The following is a 17,039-nucleotide window of genomic DNA, read 5'->3' as shown; positions in this document are numbered from 1 at the left end:
TGTGAAATCCCAAATTAACCTTTAATAAACTGAAAGCTAAGGAGTTTTAAATGGAAATCGTATTCATCGCAGCTGCTATCATCCTGGGTTCTGGCGCTCTGGCCACCGGTATTGGCTTCGCTCTGCTGGGCGGCAAACTGCTCGAGTCTTCTGCTCGTCAGCCTGAAATGGCTCCGCAGCTGCAAACCAAGACCTTCATCATGGCTGGTCTGCTTGACGCTGTTCCGATGATCGGTGTTGGTATCGCGATGTACCTGATCTTCGTTGTAGCTGGTTAATTACACCCGAGAAACCAGGGCGCTGCTCACTTGAGTTGAGGACGCGCCCGGTTTTCCGGAAACCAGGACGCAACGAATAGCAAGAGGTATATTGCCGTGAATATAAACCTTACGTTGATAGGGCAAGCGATTGCCTTCGCTATTTTCGTCTGGTTCTGCGTCAAATATGTGTGGCCGCCTATCACGGCTGCCATGGAAGCGCGCCAGAAGAAAATTGCCGACGGCCTTTCTGCCGCAGATCGGGCTTCCCTCGATCTGGAACTCGCGCAGGAAAAAGCCTCCAAAGAATTGCAAAAAGCGAAACAGGAAGCTGCAGCCCTGATTGACCAGGCCAACAAGCGTGCCGCCCAGATTGTGGAAGCGTCTAAAGACGATGCCCGCAAAGAAGGCGAAAAGCTTATTGAGCAGGCCAGGGCCGAAATTCAACAGGAGCGTGTTCAGGCTCGCGACGCACTGCGCAAAGAAGTAGCGGTTCTTGCCGTTGCCGGTGCCGAGAAGATCCTGGAAACCTCTGTAGATGCCAAAGCTCACAGCGAGATGCTGGACAAGCTGGCCGCAGAACTCTAAACGAGGGTCATCATGGCACAACTGACTACGTTAGCCCGACCCTACGCGAAAGCCGTATTCGATGCCGCTAAAGAACAGAATGCCGTTGATCAGTGGGATCAGGCACTGGCTTTTGCAGGTCTGGTCGCGGCTGACCAAGAGGTAGCGAACATCCTGGCCAATCCCGGCCTGTCTGAGCAACGCAAGGCGGAACTCTTCGCCGATTGTTTCGAAGAGCCCCTGCCTGAAGCACTCAGAAATTTCCTGTTGATTCTTGCTGAAAACAAGCGTCTGGCGCTGTTGCCGGAAGTTGCTACGCTGTTCAGTCTGTATCGCGCGGATCTCGAGCGCACCGTCAAACTGGCGGTGAACACAGCGTTCGAACTGTCTGCCGACGAACAGCAGAAGTTGATCAAAGCACTGTCCGAAAAGCTGGAGCGCAAGGTTGAGCTTGAAACCGCGGTGGATCAGTCCCTGATCGGCGGCGTGGTAGTACGCACAGGCGACCTGGTTATCGACGCTTCAGTCCGTGGCAAGCTGGCCAGAATGGCCAAGGCTCTGGGCTCCTGATTTCAGCACAAGGTTTGAGGACAAAGGCATGCAGCAACTGAATCCATCCGAGATCAGTGACATCATCAAGAAGAGAATCGAGAAACTCGACATCTCTTCCGAAGCAAAGAACGAAGGTACGATCCTGTCAGTATCTGACGGCATCGTATTGATCCACGGTCTGGCCGACGTTATGTACGGCGAGATGATTGAATTTGCCAACGGCACCTACGGCATGGCTCTGAACCTGGAGCGTGACTCTGTTGGTGCCGTGGTACTGGGCGACTTCGAAGGTCTGGCTGAAGGTCAGAAAGTTCGTTGTACCGGCCGTATCCTGGAAGTGCCGGTTGGTAACGAACTGCTGGGCCGTGTGGTTGACTCCCTGGGTAACCCGATCGACGGTAAAGGCGAGCTGGGCAACAGCCTGACTTCCCCGGTCGAAAAGGTTGCACCGGGCGTTATCGCCCGTCAGTCCGTTGACGAGCCGGTACAGACTGGCCTGAAAGCCATCGATACCATGGTTCCCATCGGTCGTGGCCAGCGTGAGCTGATCATCGGTGACCGTCAGATCGGTAAGACCGCTGTCGCCATCGACGCGATCATCAACCAGAAGAACACCGGCATCAAGTGTATCTACGTTGCCGTTGGCCAGAAGCAGTCTTCCATTGCGGCGGTTGTGCGCAAGCTGGAAGAGCACGGTGCCATGGACCACACCATCGTGGTTGCCGCTGGCGCTGCTGACCCTGCCGCCATGCAGTTCCTGGCTCCTTACGCCGGTACCTCCATGGGTGAGTACTTCCGTGACCGCGGCGAAGACGCCCTGATCGTATACGACGACCTGTCCAAGCAGGCTGTTGCTTACCGTCAGATCTCCCTGCTGCTGCGTCGTCCGCCAGGACGTGAAGCATTCCCGGGTGACGTTTTCTATCTGCACTCCCGCCTGCTGGAGCGTGCTTCCCGCGTTAACGCCGACTACGTTGAGCAGTTCACCAACGGTGAAGTGAAAGGCAAGACCGGTTCTCTGACCGCCCTGCCGATCATCGAAACCCAGGCTGGTGACGTTTCTGCGTTCGTACCGACCAACGTGATCTCCATCACCGACGGTCAGATCTTCCTGGAAACCAACCTGTTCAACTCCGGTATCCGTCCGGCCATGAACGCCGGTATCTCCGTATCCCGGGTAGGTGGTGCAGCCCAGACCAAGATCATGAAGAAGCTCGGCGGTAACATCCGTCTGGCCCTGGCCCAGTATCGGGAACTGGCGGCATTCGCCCAGTTCGCTTCCGACCTTGACGAAGCAACCCGTCGTCAGCTGGAGCACGGTCAGCGCGTTACCGAGCTGATGAAGCAGAACCAGTACAGCCCGATGACCGTTGCGGAAATGGGTACCGTACTGTTCGCAGCAAACGAAGGCTTCCTGGACGATGTTGATGTAAACAAGGTTGTGAAGTTTGAAGCACAGCTGCTGGACTGGATGCGTTCCGAGCAGAAAGAGCTTCTCGACAAGATCGGCCCCGAGGGCAACTTCAACGACGACATCACCGCTGGCCTGAAAGCTGCTCTGGAGAAATTCAAGACCACTCAGAGCTGGTAAATCCACTGGGCCCGCCATTGTGCGGGCCTGCTGGTCCCTTTGAGTGTCTAACTTGAAAAGGCAGTGACTTATGGCCGTCGGAAAAGAAATACGTAACCAGATCGGAAGCATCAAGAGCACGCAGAAGATCACCTCCGCCATGGAAATGGTGGCGGCGAGTAAAATGCGTAAAGCTCAGGACCGTATGCAGGCAACTCGCCCATACGCCGAAAAGATGCTGCAGGTAATCGGACACATTGCCAAGTCCAACAAGGATTACCGTCATCCGTTCATGCAGGAGCGTGAGGTCAAGCGGGTAGGCTACATTGTAGTTTCCTCCGACCGTGGCCTGTGTGGTGGTTTGAACACCAACCTGTTCAAACTGCTCGTTCGCGAAATGCGTGAATGGAAACAAAAGGGTGTTGAGACCGACATCTGCGCCATTGGGCAAAAGGGCGCGTCTTTCTTCCGTAACTACGGTGGCAACGTTGTAGCGGCGGTTACCCATATGGGTGATAACCCGTCTGCAAGCGAGCTGATTGGTAGCGTCAAGGTGATGCTCGATGGTTTCGAGCAGGGCAAGATTGATCGCCTGTACCTTGTGAGCAACGAGTTTGTGAACACCATGACTCAGAGCCCGCATTCGCTGCAGCTGCTGCCATTGCCGGAAGGTGATGACGAAGATGTAGGTCACCAGTGGGATTATCTCTATGAGCCGGATTCACGTCCGATTCTTGACGGGCTACTGCCACGTTATATCGAATCCCAGGTGTATCAGGGTGTGGTAGAGAATCTGGCCTGTGAACAGGCTGCCCGGATGATTGCCATGAAGAGCGCGACAGACAACGCCGGTGGCATCATCGATGAGCTTCAGCTGGCCTATAACAAGGCCCGCCAGGCAGCCATCACCCAAGAGATTTCGGAGATTGTGAGCGGCGCGGCATCTGTTTGATAACGCTCACAAACCTACTGGTTTTATTGACTACTAGATAACGAGGAACCGAGCATGAGTAGCGGACACATCGTTCAGATCATTGGCGCGGTTATCGACGTGGAATTCCCACGTGACTCCGTGCCAAGCGTTTATGACGCACTGCTGCTTGAAGGTGGCGAAACAACTCTGGAAGTCCAGCAGCAGCTGGGTGACGGCATTGTTCGTACCATCGCAATGGGCAGCACCGAAGGCCTCAAGCGTGGCCTGAAAGCTGAGAATACCGGCAAGCCGATTTCAGTACCCGTGGGCACCCAGACTCTGGGCCGTATCATGGACGTACTGGGCCGTCCGATCGACGAGCAGGGCGACATCGGTGAAGAAGAGCGTTGGGCTATCCACCGCAAAGCACCGGGCTACGCCGACCAGGCAGCGTCTGCTGACTTGCTGGAAACCGGCATCAAGGTTATCGACCTGATCTGCCCGTTCGCCAAGGGTGGTAAGGTTGGCCTGTTCGGTGGTGCCGGTGTAGGCAAAACCGTAAACATGATGGAACTGATCAACAACATCGCGAAAGAGCACTCAGGTCTCTCCGTATTCGCCGGTGTTGGTGAGCGTACCCGTGAGGGTAACGACTTCTACTACGAAATGAAGGAGTCTAACGTTCTCGATAAGGTTGCCATGGTTTACGGCCAGATGAACGAGCCCCCAGGAAACCGTCTGCGTGTGGCCCTGACCGGTCTCACCATGGCCGAGAAGTTCCGTGACGAAGGCCGTGACGTCCTGCTGTTCGTTGACAACATCTACCGTTACACACTGGCCGGTACCGAAGTATCTGCACTGCTGGGCCGTATGCCTTCAGCGGTAGGTTACCAGCCGACTCTGGCGGAAGAGATGGGTCAGCTGCAGGAGCGGATCACCTCTACCAAGAACGGTTCTATCACCTCTATCCAGGCGGTCTACGTACCGGCGGATGACTTGACTGACCCGTCTCCGGCCACCACCTTCTCGCACCTTGACGCGACCGTGGTACTGAGCCGTGACATCGCCTCCAAGGGTATCTACCCGGCGATCGATCCGCTCGACTCCACCTCCCGTCAGCTGGACCCGCTGGTGATCGGCGAGCAGCACTACAACGTTGCCCGTGGTGTTCAGAACGTTCTGCAGCGTTACAAGGAACTGAAAGACATCATCGCGATCCTGGGTATGGACGAGCTGTCTGAAGAAGACAAGCTGACCGTCGCCCGTGCCCGTAAGATCGAGCGCTTCCTGTCTCAGCCGTTCCACGTAGCGGAAGTATTTACCGGTTCCCCGGGTAAGTACGTGTCTCTGAAGGAAACCATCGCCAGCTTCGAAGGCATCCTGAACGGTGACTACGACGACATGCCGGAGCAGGCCTTCTACATGTGCGGTGGCATCGAAGAGGCAATCGAGAAGGCTAAGGCAATGAAAGCGAAAGAAGGCAAGTAATTCACCTTCTTCCCTTTCTGACCCAAGAGGCGTAAGAAATGGCTATGACCGTACATTGTGACGTCGTAAGTGCCGAAGAAAAAATCTACTCGGGCCTGGTGGAGATGCTGATCGCCACCGGAACCGAGGGTGAGCTAGGCATCCAGCTTGGCCATGCTCCGCTGCTGACCGAGCTCAAGCCCGGCTCAGTGCGGATCATCAAGCAGGGTGGCGCCGAGGAGATTCTGTACGTATCCGGTGGTTATCTGGAAGTACAGCCGAACCTGGTGACCCTGATGGCTGATACCGCAGTTCGTGCCAAGGATGTGGACGAAGCGGCAGCCCTGGAAGCCCAGAAGCAAGCCGAGAAGGCACTGGCGAACAAGACAGGCGAGTTCGAGTACTCCCGTGCTGCCGCCGAGCTGGCAGAAGCCGCCGCTCAGCTGCGCACCATCCAGAAACTGCGCAAGCACCTGCGCTAAGCAGGGTTTGTGTCAGGGCCCGGACTGGCCTGACCGTGAACCGCATCCGCAGGTGGATAACTAGCCACACCCGCAAGGGCAAGGCCGGTTATTCACCGGGACGCGGTTTTTTATTTTGAGATTCACCACCAGATTGGAGCGTACCGCCCCATGAGCCCATTACACGTTGTGATCCTGGCGGCCGGCCAGGGCTCCCGAATGAAATCGGCGCTACCCAAGGTATTACACCCGGTGGCCGGCAAGGCCATGCTGCATCACGTGATCGATACCGCAAAGCAGCTGGGGGCGGAGAAAATTCACACGGTAATCGGCCACGGTGCAGATCGGGTGCGGGCATCACTGCACGAACCCTCGGTGAACTGGGTGATGCAGACCGAGCAACTGGGTACCGGCCATGCCGTGGCCCAGGCCTTGCCGGATCTGCCGGACGACGCCCGGGTACTGGTGCTCTACGGCGATGTGCCGTTGACCCGCAAAGACACCCTCGACGCCATGGTCAGTGACCTGGACGATGGTAATCTGGCCCTGCTGACTGTGGATATGGACAACCCTCACGGCTATGGCCGGATCGTTCGTAACGCCGAGGGCCAGGTGCAGGCGATTGTGGAGCAGAAAGACGCCACCGCCGAGCAGCAAGATATCCAGGAGGTGAACACCGGTATCCTGGCCGTTTCTGCCCGGCACCTGAAAAGCTGGCTGCCCACGCTATCCAACAGCAACGCCCAGGGTGAATACTACCTGACCGACATCATCGCCATGGCCGTTGACCATGGCTTGTCCGTCACGGTGTCTCAGCCGCTGAATCCGTTTGAAGTGCAGGGCGTGAATAACCGCCTGCAACTGGCGGAGCTGGAGCGTTGGTATCAGCGCCAGCAGGCAGAACGCTTGATGACCGAGGGAGCTACCCTGGCAGACCCTGCCCGGTTGGATGTACGCGGTGAGCTGACCATTGGTAACGACCTGTGGATTGATGTGAACGCGGTGTTTGAGGGCAAAGTCAGCCTTGGCAGCAACGTGGTGATCGGCCCGAACTGTGTGATCAAGGATTCCACCATCGCTGATGGTGCTGAAATCAAAGCCAACAGCGTGCTTGAAGGTGCGATTGTAGGCGCCAATGCCCAGATTGGCCCGTTTGCACGCCTGCGCCCGGGTACTGAGCTGGCCGCCAACACCAAAGTGGGCAATTTTGTTGAAACCAAGAAAGCCGTAGTGGGTGAGGGCAGCAAGATCAACCACCTGAGTTACGTGGGCGACGCCTCACTGGGCCGTAATGTGAATGTGGGTGCAGGCACCATCACCTGCAATTATGATGGGGTGAACAAGTTCAAAACCGAGATAGGCGACGGTGTGTTTGTAGGTTCCAACACCTCGCTGGTAGCGCCGGTGACGGTGGCCGCCGAGGCCACCATTGGTGCGGGGTCGACCATTACCCGCAATGTCGCGGAAAGCGAACTGGCAGTGGCCCGTGGCAAGCAGCGGAATATCGCCGGCTGGGAACGGCCAAAAAAAGCGTAACAACCGAATTAACTGACAGGTGATAACAGCATGTGTGGGATTGTAGGAGCGGTTTCCGAACGGGATGTCCAGGGTATTCTGCTGGAGGGGCTGCGCCGCCTTGAATACCGGGGTTACGACTCCGCCGGCATGGCCGTGATCAACAGCAAGCCGGAGGTGCAGCGTGCCCGGGAAGTCGGCAAGGTTGCCGCCCTGGCCGATGCGATCAATGCCAATCCCCTGGGCGGGCACCTCGGTATCGCCCATACCCGCTGGGCTACCCACGGTGAGCCATCCCAGGTGAACGCCCATCCACACATGTCTGGCGACCGGCTGGCCATCGTCCACAATGGCATCATCGAGAACTATCAGGAACTGCGGGATGAGCTGAAAGCAGAAGGTTTTGAGTTCACGTCCCAGACCGACACTGAAGTGGTTGCCCACCTGATCGGCAAGAACTATAAGGCCGGTGGAAATCTCTATAATGCCGTCAAAACCGCCATTGGCCGCCTGCGTGGTGCCTTTGCCCTGGCGGTTGTCCATGCTGACGAGCCGGACCACCTGGTGGTGTGCCGGGAAGGCAGCCCGCTGGTGGTAGGCGTGGGTATTGGCGAAAACTTCATCGCCTCTGACCAGTTGGCGCTGCTGCCGGTCACCGACCGGTTCATGTTCCTCGAAGAGGGCGACATCGCCGATATTCGCAAGGACAAGATCGAGATTCATGATCGCGACGGCCAGGCCGTTGAACGCGCCATCACCCGTTTCGAGCACGGTGCTGATTCCGCTGACAAGGGCGAATACCGACATTACATGCTCAAGGAAATCTACGAGCAGCCAAAAGTGATCAAGGCCACCATGGAAGGCCGGATTACCGACAGCCGGGTTCTGGAGCAAGCCCTGGGTACCGATGCCGAAAACCTGCTGGAAAACGTGCGCCACGTCCAGATCATCGCCTGCGGTACTTCTTACCACGCCGGTATGGTTGCCCGTTACTGGATTGAAGACCTGGCCGGTGTGCCCTGTTCCGTGGAAGTGGCCTCCGAGTTCCGCTACCGCAAGCATGTGATCCAGCCTGATACCCTGTTCCTGTGCATTTCCCAGTCCGGCGAAACCGCCGACACCCTGGCGGCGTTGCGTCAGGCGAAAAAAGCGGGCTTCCGTGCCGCGCTGGCAATCTGTAACGTCCCGGGCAGCTCGCTGGTGCGGGAATCCGACCTGGTGATCATGACCCAGGCCGGCCCGGAAATCGGCGTGGCCTCCACCAAAGCGTTCACCACCCAGTTGACCGCCTTGCTGATCTTCACCCTGGCGCTGGCCCGCCACAATGGCCTGAGTGCGGATCGGGAGGCGGATATCGTGAAGGCCATTCACCTGTTGCCGGGTCAGGTCAGCGATGTGCTGGCCCTGGATGGCGAAATCGAGGAAATGTCGAAAGCCTTCATGGACAAGAACCACAGCCTGTTCCTGGGCCGGGGCTCCCAGTACCCGGTGGCCATGGAAGGGGCCCTCAAGCTCAAGGAAATTTCCTATATCCATGCCGAAGCCTACCCGGCCGGCGAGCTGAAACACGGACCGCTGGCGCTGGTAGACAGCGAAATGCCCGTGGTCACCGTGGCGCCGAATAACGATCTGGTGGAAAAACTGAAATCCAACCTGGAAGAAGTCCGGGCCCGGGGCGGCGAACTGTTTGTATTCGCCGACAAGGCTGCAGACGTGAAACCGGAAGAGGGCCTGCACGTGATGCAGATTCCCTCGGTGCATGAAATCACTGCGCCGATCGTTTATACCGTGCCTCTGCAGCTGCTGTCCTACCATGTGGCCGTGCTCAAGGGCACCGACGTAGACCAGCCCAGAAACCTGGCCAAGAGTGTGACGGTGGAATAATTCGCCTTTACGGCAGTTCCACCTCTGTGGGGTCATAATAAAGTTGGTAACACCATAAAAGAGTTGGTAACTTTATAATAAAGTTGGTAACTAGCGGCCTATGTGGCAAAGTTAGGCTATTCTCCTCGGGAGTGATAGGGAATGGCCAACTACAAACTCGACAAGAAAACCCAGAAGTGGATCAAAGAAGAACGTGGTAAAGGCAGCGGTAAGGATTACCATCCATGGCTGACCGTCAGAGATCTATCTTCCAGGGGGCGCTCGCATCGAGTGATGGGCCACCTGACAGGACGAACTCATCATTTCTTCTCAGATACAGAGTTAGCCGCGTTCCTGCTACTTGAATGGAACCCGGATGTCACCGACATCCGTGAACAATTTCCTCTCCGAATAGAAGACACCCTCTCAGTGGCTGAGCAAGCCAATATTCGCCACCCCGAAGCAGGCGGATACCATCAGATCATGTCCAGCGATTTTGTGGTTGACCTTTCCACGCCTTCCGGGCCAAAGAGATTCGCCGTTCAGGTGAAAACCTCGCCCGACCTCATGGATTCGCGCACAGTCGAAAAACTGGAAATTGAGCGCCGGTATTGGAAACGTAAAGGCATCCCCTGGTATCTGATAACCGAGAAGCAGATGCCTCCTATCGTAATGGCAAATCTGGATCTGCTTTACTCGGCCCGGGTCCAAAGTGAGAGCCTGGAGATCCTATTCCAGAGTTTGCCAATCTATGTCGAGGTGTTGGCAAACAATCCTAATGCCAGGCTATCCGATGTCGGCATGATGGTTGACCATTCCTATTCACTGGAGCCAGGCACATCGCTCGCAAGATTACGGGCGCTGGCAGCTTTAAGGGCATTGACGTTTGATATATCCATTCCCTGGATCAAGCTGGTATCACAAGACTTACAGGTGGTTGAGGACATCGCGCTGCTGAGGGCAAGTTATGCTGCGAATCAATGACGTCTTCCAGCTGGAGCAGGAACGGCATCGCATATTGGCACTGGCGGACCAACATGTGCTCTGGATAAATATTGACTCAGATAAAGCATGGCCGGAGTTGGTAAGAACCGCTGAGATCGAACAATGGATACTTGATGAATCACTGCGCCGGGTAGAAGATCCCTATCAGGAGCTTGCCGCACTGATCGTCGAACAAGGCAGTAAAGCCCAGGTGATTCGGGATCAGCGATATGAATTAATAGCTCCTCTGCTTGCTGATGAAGAAATTTATTACCGTAGTGGCAGGGGCCGGTTAGTTCAGTCGCGTAGCGATGAAACTGGCACACCCAGGAAATCGCTTTATAAAAACCTTCGGCAGTACTGGCAGCGCGGTGCAATGCCCAACGCTCTGTTGCCGGATTACCGAAAATCCGGGGGAAAAGGGCAGAAAAAAGTTTCCAAGAAGAAACTGGGTCGACCCCGGAAAACCTCACCGGGTACCGGGATTACCGTTGATGCCTCCATCGAAAAGATGTTCCGTCTGGTACTTGATCGCTACTATGTGAACGACAAAGGCCATTCCCTGCCATACGCCCATAGACGATTCATCGACATGTTCGAGGCCGCCAACCCGAATGTGCAGCCCGAAGATTATCCAACAATTGCTCAAATAAGATATTTCTATCACCGAGAGTATGAGAATGCGGACCGCATTCGCCTTAGAGTAAACAGAATCTCCTACCAAAAAGATATTCGGCCCTTAATAGGGACTGCCACAGCAGGAGTGGTGGGGCCAGGCTCAAGGTATGAAGTTGATGCGACGATTGCCGATGTTTACCTGTTATCGGCCGACCGGCAACGAGTCATCGGTCGTCCTACTCTGTATGTGGTGGTTGATGTTTTTAGCCGCATGGTGACCGGCTTCTACATCGGTTTGGAAAACCCATCCTATGTGACAGCAATGAATGCACTGTCTACGTCGATGTTAGACAAGTCTGAACTCTGTGCCCGTTATGGCGCGGAGATTACTTCAGAGCAGTGGCCAACCGTTGGCGTGCCAGATGCGATTCTCGCGGACCGTGGGGAATTACTGGGGCACCAGATTGAATCTCTGGAAAAAGCATTTGGCGTGCGCATTGAGACCACCCCGCCATACCGGGGAGATGCAAAAGGCATTGTCGAGCGTTATTTCCGAACCCTCCAAGCAGAATTCAAGCCGTTTACGCCCGGTGTGGTAACAGGCACAAAAGTTAGAAAGCAGGGCGGAAAGGACTACAGGCTGGATGCAACGCTAACTCTGGACGATTTCACCCAAATCATGGTCGCCTCGATTCTTCACCGAAATCAATATGCCGTGTTGTCGAAGTACGACCGTGATCCGGATATGCCAAACGATATGGCGTTAACCCCGCTCAATATCTGGAATTGGGGCATAAAGAATCGAACTGGTCGGTTGAAGAACGTATCGGAACAAGCCCTGCGGATTGCTTTGTTGCCGCGTCAAAAAGTCTATCTTTCTGATCTGGGGGTTAGTTGTTTTGGCGCTTACTACACGTCGAAGGAGTTGTTAGCCTCCGGATGGCTCCACCGTAACGGAGAACGCAGAGTCACAGACCTTCAGGCAGCCTACGATCCTGCAGTGGCTGATCATATTTATCTGTTCCCGGAAAAAGACAGTTCGGAATACTGGGTGTGTTCTCTGACCGATCGCTCACGCCAGTTTCGCGGCAAGTCCATGTGGGAGTTATGGACCAGCCAGGAAGAACAGCGAAAAGCCACGAGCGCCGCAAAAGTGGCCGAGACAATCAGTAAACGGGACCTGGAAAATCTGGTCAGCAACACCATCAAAAACGCCGAGCGTTCCCGTCCCACCATCAATAAACAGCAATCCAAAGCCGAAACGGTCAGGGGCATACGAGATAATCGCAAGCAAGAGCGAGATGCTCAAAGGGCCGAACAGACAAAAGCCCGGCAGCCCGACAATAGGAAACCGAAATCTGATGTAACCTACCTACATGGCAAACCCGACGATGGCGCCTATCCGGATTTACTGGATGAGCTGTTTGGAGACTACGAATGACCTTACCTTCCGGCATGGTAACTGCTGTTTACCAGGACACGGGAATACCGTCATACCATGGAAATCCACTGATTGAGGCTTTACCGCCAATTCCAGACCGTAAACAGCTCATAGCCGGGCTCAGTGAGACCACGGAGCTCCGACCGTCCGAAATATATCTGGACGGTCAGAGACGGGTTCATATCATCTCCCAGCTACTGGACGGCTTCTTTCAGCCGCTGGCACGCCATATTGAGCTGGAAGCAAAAATCTCGATCATGCTGCGCCAGGGGTACGTGGGTCGAAACATTGCTACTGGCGACCTCTCGGCCCACTTACAGAACGGCTATGAGCGCATCAAGAGTGGAGACTTGAAGGCATTCCGGTTTGACCATGTTGAGTCGACTGCGAAAAGCTTGGCGTTTATCGGGTGCTCGGGCTCCGGGAAAACCAGCTCTCTGAACCGTATTCTGGCAACGTATCCCCAGATGATTCACCACCCGGAACACAATTTCACACAGATTGTCTTCCTGAAAATCGACTGCCCCCACGATGGTGCTCTCAAGAGCCTATGCCATAACTTTTTCCGGGAAATCGATTCCATTCTAGGAACAGATTATGTCCGGCGCTACGGAGAAAAACGCCACGGCGTAGAAACAATGATTGCGTTGATGTCGCAGCTGGCAAACACCTATGCGATTGGCTTACTGGTCATTGATGAAATTCAGCACTTGAATGTTCGCGCCTCAGGCGGAGCGGAGAAAATGCTGAACTTCTTCGTAACGTTGGTAAACGAGATCTCCGTGCCGGTGGTAATGGTCGGAACACCAAAGGCTCGACCTGTCTTTGAAACAGACCTGAGGTCTGCTCGGCGCGGGGCGGGGTTTGGCTCCATATTATGGGAACCCCTGCGCCAGCCCACAGCTGAAGAAAATGTAGATCGAACCGAATGGGGCGCATTCACAAAAAAGCTCTGGAAGTACCAGTGGCTGACCAAAGCCAGTGACACTATGCCGGATGATTTAAGGGATCTTTGGTTCGACTTGTCTCAGGGCATCATGGATGTCGTCATCAAGTTGTTCGTGTTGTCCCAGATACGGGCGGTTGTAACAGGCACGGAACGAATCACGCCCAATATCATGAAAAAGGTTTATCACGACGAACTGAAGCCGATACACCCGATGATGGAAGCTCTGCGTTCCGGAGACCCGAGCAAGATAGCCCAATACTCAGACCTCACGATCCCTGATGTGGATAAGAAGATTTTGGAGCTCAGTACCCTCCTGGATTCAAGCAAAGACCAGATCCGGAAATCCGTTCAGTACAACGGCAACGATCAGGCAATTCGGCTGCACAACCTGCTGGTTGATATGGGCCATGAATCAGACCTTTTGGAACCGTTAATTCAACGAGCGTTCGAGGAGTACCCTGACCTACAGCTGAAAGACCTGATGCCCATCATTCTTAACTGGTACCAGTCTTCCGAGAAGACGCTACCGGTGACGGGAAAGCAAAAAATCAAATCGATTAAAATGAAAGAATGGCACACCCTTGAGTCAGACGATTTGCGCTTTATGCACTCCCAGGCGGCGAACGAGGACGAAATGCTGGATGCCGCGCGTCAATCGGGTCTGGTTTTTAACAGCGACGAGTGGCTCGGTTTTGGTAACCAGGCTTAGCTGCCATGCTGAACTTCCCGGTTCCGTACCCTGAAGAGCTGATATATAGCACAGTGGCCAGGGCAGGCATTCGGGAGGGGATTATTAGCCCTAAAGAATTGCTGGATGAGGTGTATGGTAATCGCAACGTCATCGCCACGCTGGATTTGCCCAATCAACTATCGAGGATTTCTCGGTGGTTGCTCACTGGTTATAGTGTTGAAGTGATTGCCTACTACCACACTCTATTCCCCTTGTACGCCCCATTCATCCCGGAAGAACGCCGCAAACGGTGCCTGGCATGGATGGCTGGCGAATCCCGAGGTGCAGTGCACCTCGCGATGGGCGTCGCCGCATCGCTTGTGAAGGTGCCTGGCCGTGTTCGATATTGTCCCGGGTGCCTGAAAGAGCAACAACGTACCTATGGAGAGTATTTCTGGAAGCGGGAGTGGCAGATAGCCGGAGTGGACTGTTGTGAGAAGCACGGCGAACTCATACATGCGGCCATTCCCCGCCCCTTAGTCAATCAGCACCGCTACCATGACGCTTCGCCAGACACTTGTCCGCTATTTCCTCAAAAACCTGATTGTAACGAATCAGAGATGATTCTGACTCAGGTTAGGGAGCTATTGAAACAACGGCCGGCCATTTCACCGAGTTATGAGCAGTGGTCTTTTCACTACCACCGATTGGCTCAACAGTCTGGTTTTATTCGCGGCCAGGCTCACATTGACCATGCTGCCATTGCCGAGACTGTTTCAGACCACTGGCCTGCGAGGTTTTTGCGCCGATATGGTTTGGGGATAGATCGGAATTCGGATTATTGCTGGCTACGAGGGATTTTCCGGAAACACCGGAAATCCTTCAGCTACCTCCAGCACATTATTGTTCACCACGCGCTTTTGCCTGAATGCTGGTCGATCACCGATGTTATTGAGAGTGTCAGAGAGTCGCGCATGCCCCTATCACCAGGGCCATCAGAGTCAACCTGGGAGGCGTACATCGCGGCTACACACGGCTTAACGCCAGATCAGCACGACTGGATTAAAATGCTGGCAGACCGGTCACCGAAAAAGGCCCGTGTAGCGGCCCCGGCGCTTTACGCCCGGTTGTATCGGTACGATCGATTGTGGCTGAAGCAGGTCAATCAAGTTCAACCACGAACGCAGGCTCTTAAAATAAAACCGAGAATTGATTGGCGGCAGCGGGACCGGCATTATTTAACCAAACTGCGGGAAATTCTCAGGTTTTTGCGTGCGGCCCCACGCGGCCCCCGGCATTCACAAACGTATTTGCTGAAACAACTGGGTAAGCTCTCCACGCTGGAAAAGACACTCGATCGGTTGCCGCGAACCCGGCGACTGCTGGCACGTTATACCGAAAGCGTTCCCGAATACCAGGTACGGCGGCTGAGAAACGCTTGGTGGGAATTAAAGCAGGAGTTTCAGTACCCACCACGTTGGCGTTTGATCCGTATCGCCGGGCTAAGTGAAACACGGCTTACCGACCAAGCACGGGATTACTTGCATGGCCTCGAAGAGAACGAAGAAGACACCAACGATCAAGGGAATCAAGGACAACAGCCAGGTTAAAGAGATTGGCTCAATGGTTCGTGATCTGCGAACTCCAAACTGGTACATCGAGGTGAAGCTGGATCCGGCCCAAGAAAAGGAAAAGTTTGGCATATCCCAGCTGGGCCTGATACCGAGGCGGCGTGCGTTAAATGTGACAAAGGCCGGAGGCTCCAAAGTTGCCGGTTATGAAAAGGACTTAAAGATAAACAGTACCAGCACCTGGTCGTCTTGCCGGATAGCCGACTGTCCAATAGTAAACATTCGCAGGCAGGGAGACCGGCAGCAATGGTGTTTTAGCTTTGAAGCCGGCGATACACAGTTTTTCCTGCCACAAATAGAAATGGCCCGGGCCCTTTTTTTCCATTCTGCCTACCTGACTCGCCTAGCAATGAACCCGAATGGATTAGACGAGGAATTCGACGTTCAGATGGGTGAGAACCCGAATAGGGCAGAGATCCATATCTTGCCAAGTAGCTCACTGCCTAGGGTAGTGCGAGGTAACCCCAGCCAACGCAGAATGCTGGCGTGGCTTCTGTTGGATAAAAAGGTTCGGAACTCGTTTCAAAGCATCGCCCAATACCAACTGACAGAGGGCGAAGTTAGAAATGGTCGCCGGTACTGGCCGTTCCGTTTCGATCCCCCGCCTTTAGAAAACGTGAAAATGAAGGTGCGAGGTCAATACGCCAAAGAGTCTGAGCTTTTTTTCGTGTATGAAATACACAGTCTTACAAACCTGAGCAGCCAGATCCCGAAAGAGATAGAGTTCTTCGATCCGAAATTCAAGGAGCAAAAAGCAGGGAAAAAAGGCAGTACCACAGAAAGAGGGGGAACGGATGGCCCACCGGAGATTAATGATGACGAGCTGCCAACTACCGATGCAGATGAGTACGTGCTGGAGGTCCCGGAAGTAGAATTGGAGTTCTCCGAGCCTGCTTACACTACCCGCAAGCCTTCGGATGGCAGACGTAAGTCTGCTGCCAGAAAGGGAAAATCAGAGGGAGGCGTTGTTGATCTGGCTGACGGCACAACGGATGTCAGTACTGATGAGCCAACCGTTCGAGGAGAGCTGCCAGCGGGTGTTTCTGATGGCATTGATGACCAGAGTGAGGATTCACATCTATTCACCCACAAATTTGAAGCATTTATTGCCATGAGCGACCTGTTGGAAATCAAAGGTTGCCGAATCGTGGCTGAAGAAATGATTCCGCTACCGGCGCTGAAAGGTCACTCGAAATATCGACTGCCAGATGGCAACCCAAGATACTTGCTTTACCGTGTGTTCAGATATCAAAACCAGAATTATGCATTGGTGGAGGTTGATACCGTAGGCTCTGAAGCAAGACTCTCGACACTGCTTCTGAAGCAACCATCTGAAAAATACGATTGGCACTCAAAGCTTTCGGCTATGGGCTGGTCGTTGGTGAAGGCTTCCTTACGCTGGCCTGCCAATGAGAAGCTAAAAAAGGACTTTCCTGCTGGGTTCCGTCGAATTTCTCATCAACAAAACATCACATCAAGCCTGGGCCCAACAGACACGGCTACATTGTGCCATTGGATGGGTCGGGTCTATGCTGTGCTTGCTGAATTACATACTACTCGGTTGCTCTAGGTGCATCAGCC

General features: G+C 54.5%; 14 protein-coding genes. All 14 read left to right on the top strand.

All coding sequences use genetic code 11. The annotated features are described in order from the left end of the window. The first annotated feature begins 50 nt into the window (after positions 1-50). Complete coding sequence (atpE, locus tag ABIE59_RS11365) at positions 51-278, top strand: F0F1 ATP synthase subunit C (protein ID WP_058090906.1); 228 nt, start codon at positions 51-53, stop codon at positions 276-278. A gap of 96 nt (positions 279-374) precedes the next feature. Continuing rightward, positions 375-845: a F0F1 ATP synthase subunit B gene (locus ABIE59_RS11360; RefSeq protein WP_058090905.1), complete on the top strand. Its 471-nt coding sequence runs from the start codon at positions 375-377 to the stop codon at positions 843-845. A 12-nt stretch (positions 846-857) separates the two neighbouring features. Beyond that, positions 858-1,394, top strand: coding sequence for a F0F1 ATP synthase subunit delta (locus ABIE59_RS11355; RefSeq protein ID WP_058090904.1), 537 nt, complete (start codon positions 858-860; stop codon positions 1,392-1,394). 28 nt (positions 1,395-1,422) lie between these two features. Further along, positions 1,423-2,967, top strand: a complete 1,545-nt coding sequence (atpA, locus tag ABIE59_RS11350) for a F0F1 ATP synthase subunit alpha (protein ID WP_354446935.1) — start codon at positions 1,423-1,425, stop codon at positions 2,965-2,967. A 70-nt stretch (positions 2,968-3,037) separates the two neighbouring features. Continuing rightward, a complete protein-coding gene (atpG, locus tag ABIE59_RS11345; protein WP_061333191.1) occupies positions 3,038-3,898 on the top strand; it encodes a F0F1 ATP synthase subunit gamma in 861 nt (286 codons plus the stop codon). Between the two features lie 54 nt (positions 3,899-3,952). After that, positions 3,953-5,347 (top strand): F0F1 ATP synthase subunit beta, encoded by a 1,395-nt coding sequence (gene atpD, locus ABIE59_RS11340; protein WP_058090901.1) that lies wholly within the window; start codon positions 3,953-3,955, stop codon positions 5,345-5,347. A gap of 38 nt (positions 5,348-5,385) precedes the next feature. Next, positions 5,386-5,808, top strand: coding sequence for a F0F1 ATP synthase subunit epsilon (locus tag ABIE59_RS11335; protein ID WP_061333192.1), 423 nt, complete (start codon positions 5,386-5,388; stop codon positions 5,806-5,808). Positions 5,809-5,958: 150 nt separating this feature from the next. Further along, entirely contained in the window at positions 5,959-7,323 is a 1,365-nt protein-coding gene (gene glmU, locus ABIE59_RS11330; RefSeq protein ID WP_354446932.1) for a bifunctional UDP-N-acetylglucosamine diphosphorylase/glucosamine-1-phosphate N-acetyltransferase GlmU, read from the top strand. A gap of 30 nt (positions 7,324-7,353) precedes the next feature. Further along, positions 7,354-9,186: a glutamine--fructose-6-phosphate transaminase (isomerizing) gene (glmS, locus tag ABIE59_RS11325; RefSeq protein ID WP_354446930.1), complete on the top strand. Its 1,833-nt coding sequence runs from the start codon at positions 7,354-7,356 to the stop codon at positions 9,184-9,186. 141 nt (positions 9,187-9,327) lie between these two features. Continuing rightward, positions 9,328-10,149 (top strand): TnsA endonuclease N-terminal domain-containing protein, encoded by an 822-nt coding sequence (locus ABIE59_RS11320; RefSeq protein WP_091704497.1) that lies wholly within the window; start codon positions 9,328-9,330, stop codon positions 10,147-10,149. Continuing rightward, positions 10,133-12,208: an integrase catalytic domain-containing protein gene (locus tag ABIE59_RS11315; protein ID WP_178974619.1), complete on the top strand. Its 2,076-nt coding sequence runs from the start codon at positions 10,133-10,135 to the stop codon at positions 12,206-12,208. The genes ABIE59_RS11320 and ABIE59_RS11315 overlap by 17 nt, the downstream gene beginning before the upstream one ends. Continuing rightward, complete coding sequence (locus tag ABIE59_RS11310) at positions 12,205-13,866, top strand: AAA family ATPase (protein WP_091704491.1); 1,662 nt, start codon at positions 12,205-12,207, stop codon at positions 13,864-13,866. Before ABIE59_RS11315 ends, ABIE59_RS11310 begins: the two co-directional genes overlap by 4 nt. A 5-nt stretch (positions 13,867-13,871) precedes the next feature. Further along, a complete protein-coding gene (locus ABIE59_RS11305) occupies positions 13,872-15,437 on the top strand; it encodes a TnsD family Tn7-like transposition protein (RefSeq protein WP_354446927.1) in 1,566 nt (521 codons plus the stop codon). Beyond that, positions 15,373-17,028 (top strand): Tn7-like element transposition protein TnsE, encoded by a 1,656-nt coding sequence (locus tag ABIE59_RS11300; protein WP_143072206.1) that lies wholly within the window; start codon positions 15,373-15,375, stop codon positions 17,026-17,028. Before ABIE59_RS11305 ends, ABIE59_RS11300 begins: the two co-directional genes overlap by 65 nt. The last annotated feature ends 11 nt before the right edge of the window (positions 17,029-17,039 follow it).

It is taken from the genome of Marinobacter sp. MBR-99 (assembly GCF_040547575.1).
Lineage (GTDB): Bacteria > Pseudomonadota > Gammaproteobacteria > Pseudomonadales > Oleiphilaceae > Marinobacter.
Note: the sequence above shows the minus strand (reverse complement) of the source record. Positions and strands in the feature narration are given on the sequence as shown.

Excerpts from the sequence above, each read along its gene's own strand:
- atpE (WP_058090906.1), top strand. The coding sequence starts at position 51 with ATGGAAATCGTATTCATCGCAGCTGCTATCATCCTGGGTTCTGGCGCT.
- ABIE59_RS11355 (WP_058090904.1), top strand. The coding sequence starts at position 858 with ATGGCACAACTGACTACGTTAGCCCGACCCTACGCGAAAGCCGTATTC.
- atpA (WP_354446935.1), top strand. The coding sequence starts at position 1,423 with ATGCAGCAACTGAATCCATCCGAGATCAGTGACATCATCAAGAAGAGA.
- atpG (WP_061333191.1), top strand. The coding sequence starts at position 3,038 with ATGGCCGTCGGAAAAGAAATACGTAACCAGATCGGAAGCATCAAGAGC.
- atpD (WP_058090901.1), top strand. The coding sequence starts at position 3,953 with ATGAGTAGCGGACACATCGTTCAGATCATTGGCGCGGTTATCGACGTG.
- ABIE59_RS11335 (WP_061333192.1), top strand. The coding sequence starts at position 5,386 with ATGGCTATGACCGTACATTGTGACGTCGTAAGTGCCGAAGAAAAAATC.
- glmU (WP_354446932.1), top strand. The coding sequence starts at position 5,959 with ATGAGCCCATTACACGTTGTGATCCTGGCGGCCGGCCAGGGCTCCCGA.
- glmS (WP_354446930.1), top strand. The coding sequence starts at position 7,354 with ATGTGTGGGATTGTAGGAGCGGTTTCCGAACGGGATGTCCAGGGTATT.
- ABIE59_RS11320 (WP_091704497.1), top strand. The coding sequence starts at position 9,328 with ATGGCCAACTACAAACTCGACAAGAAAACCCAGAAGTGGATCAAAGAA.
- ABIE59_RS11315 (WP_178974619.1), top strand. The coding sequence starts at position 10,133 with ATGCTGCGAATCAATGACGTCTTCCAGCTGGAGCAGGAACGGCATCGC.
- ABIE59_RS11310 (WP_091704491.1), top strand. The coding sequence starts at position 12,205 with ATGACCTTACCTTCCGGCATGGTAACTGCTGTTTACCAGGACACGGGA.
- ABIE59_RS11305 (WP_354446927.1), top strand. The coding sequence starts at position 13,872 with ATGCTGAACTTCCCGGTTCCGTACCCTGAAGAGCTGATATATAGCACA.
- ABIE59_RS11300 (WP_143072206.1), top strand. The coding sequence starts at position 15,373 with ATGGCCTCGAAGAGAACGAAGAAGACACCAACGATCAAGGGAATCAAG.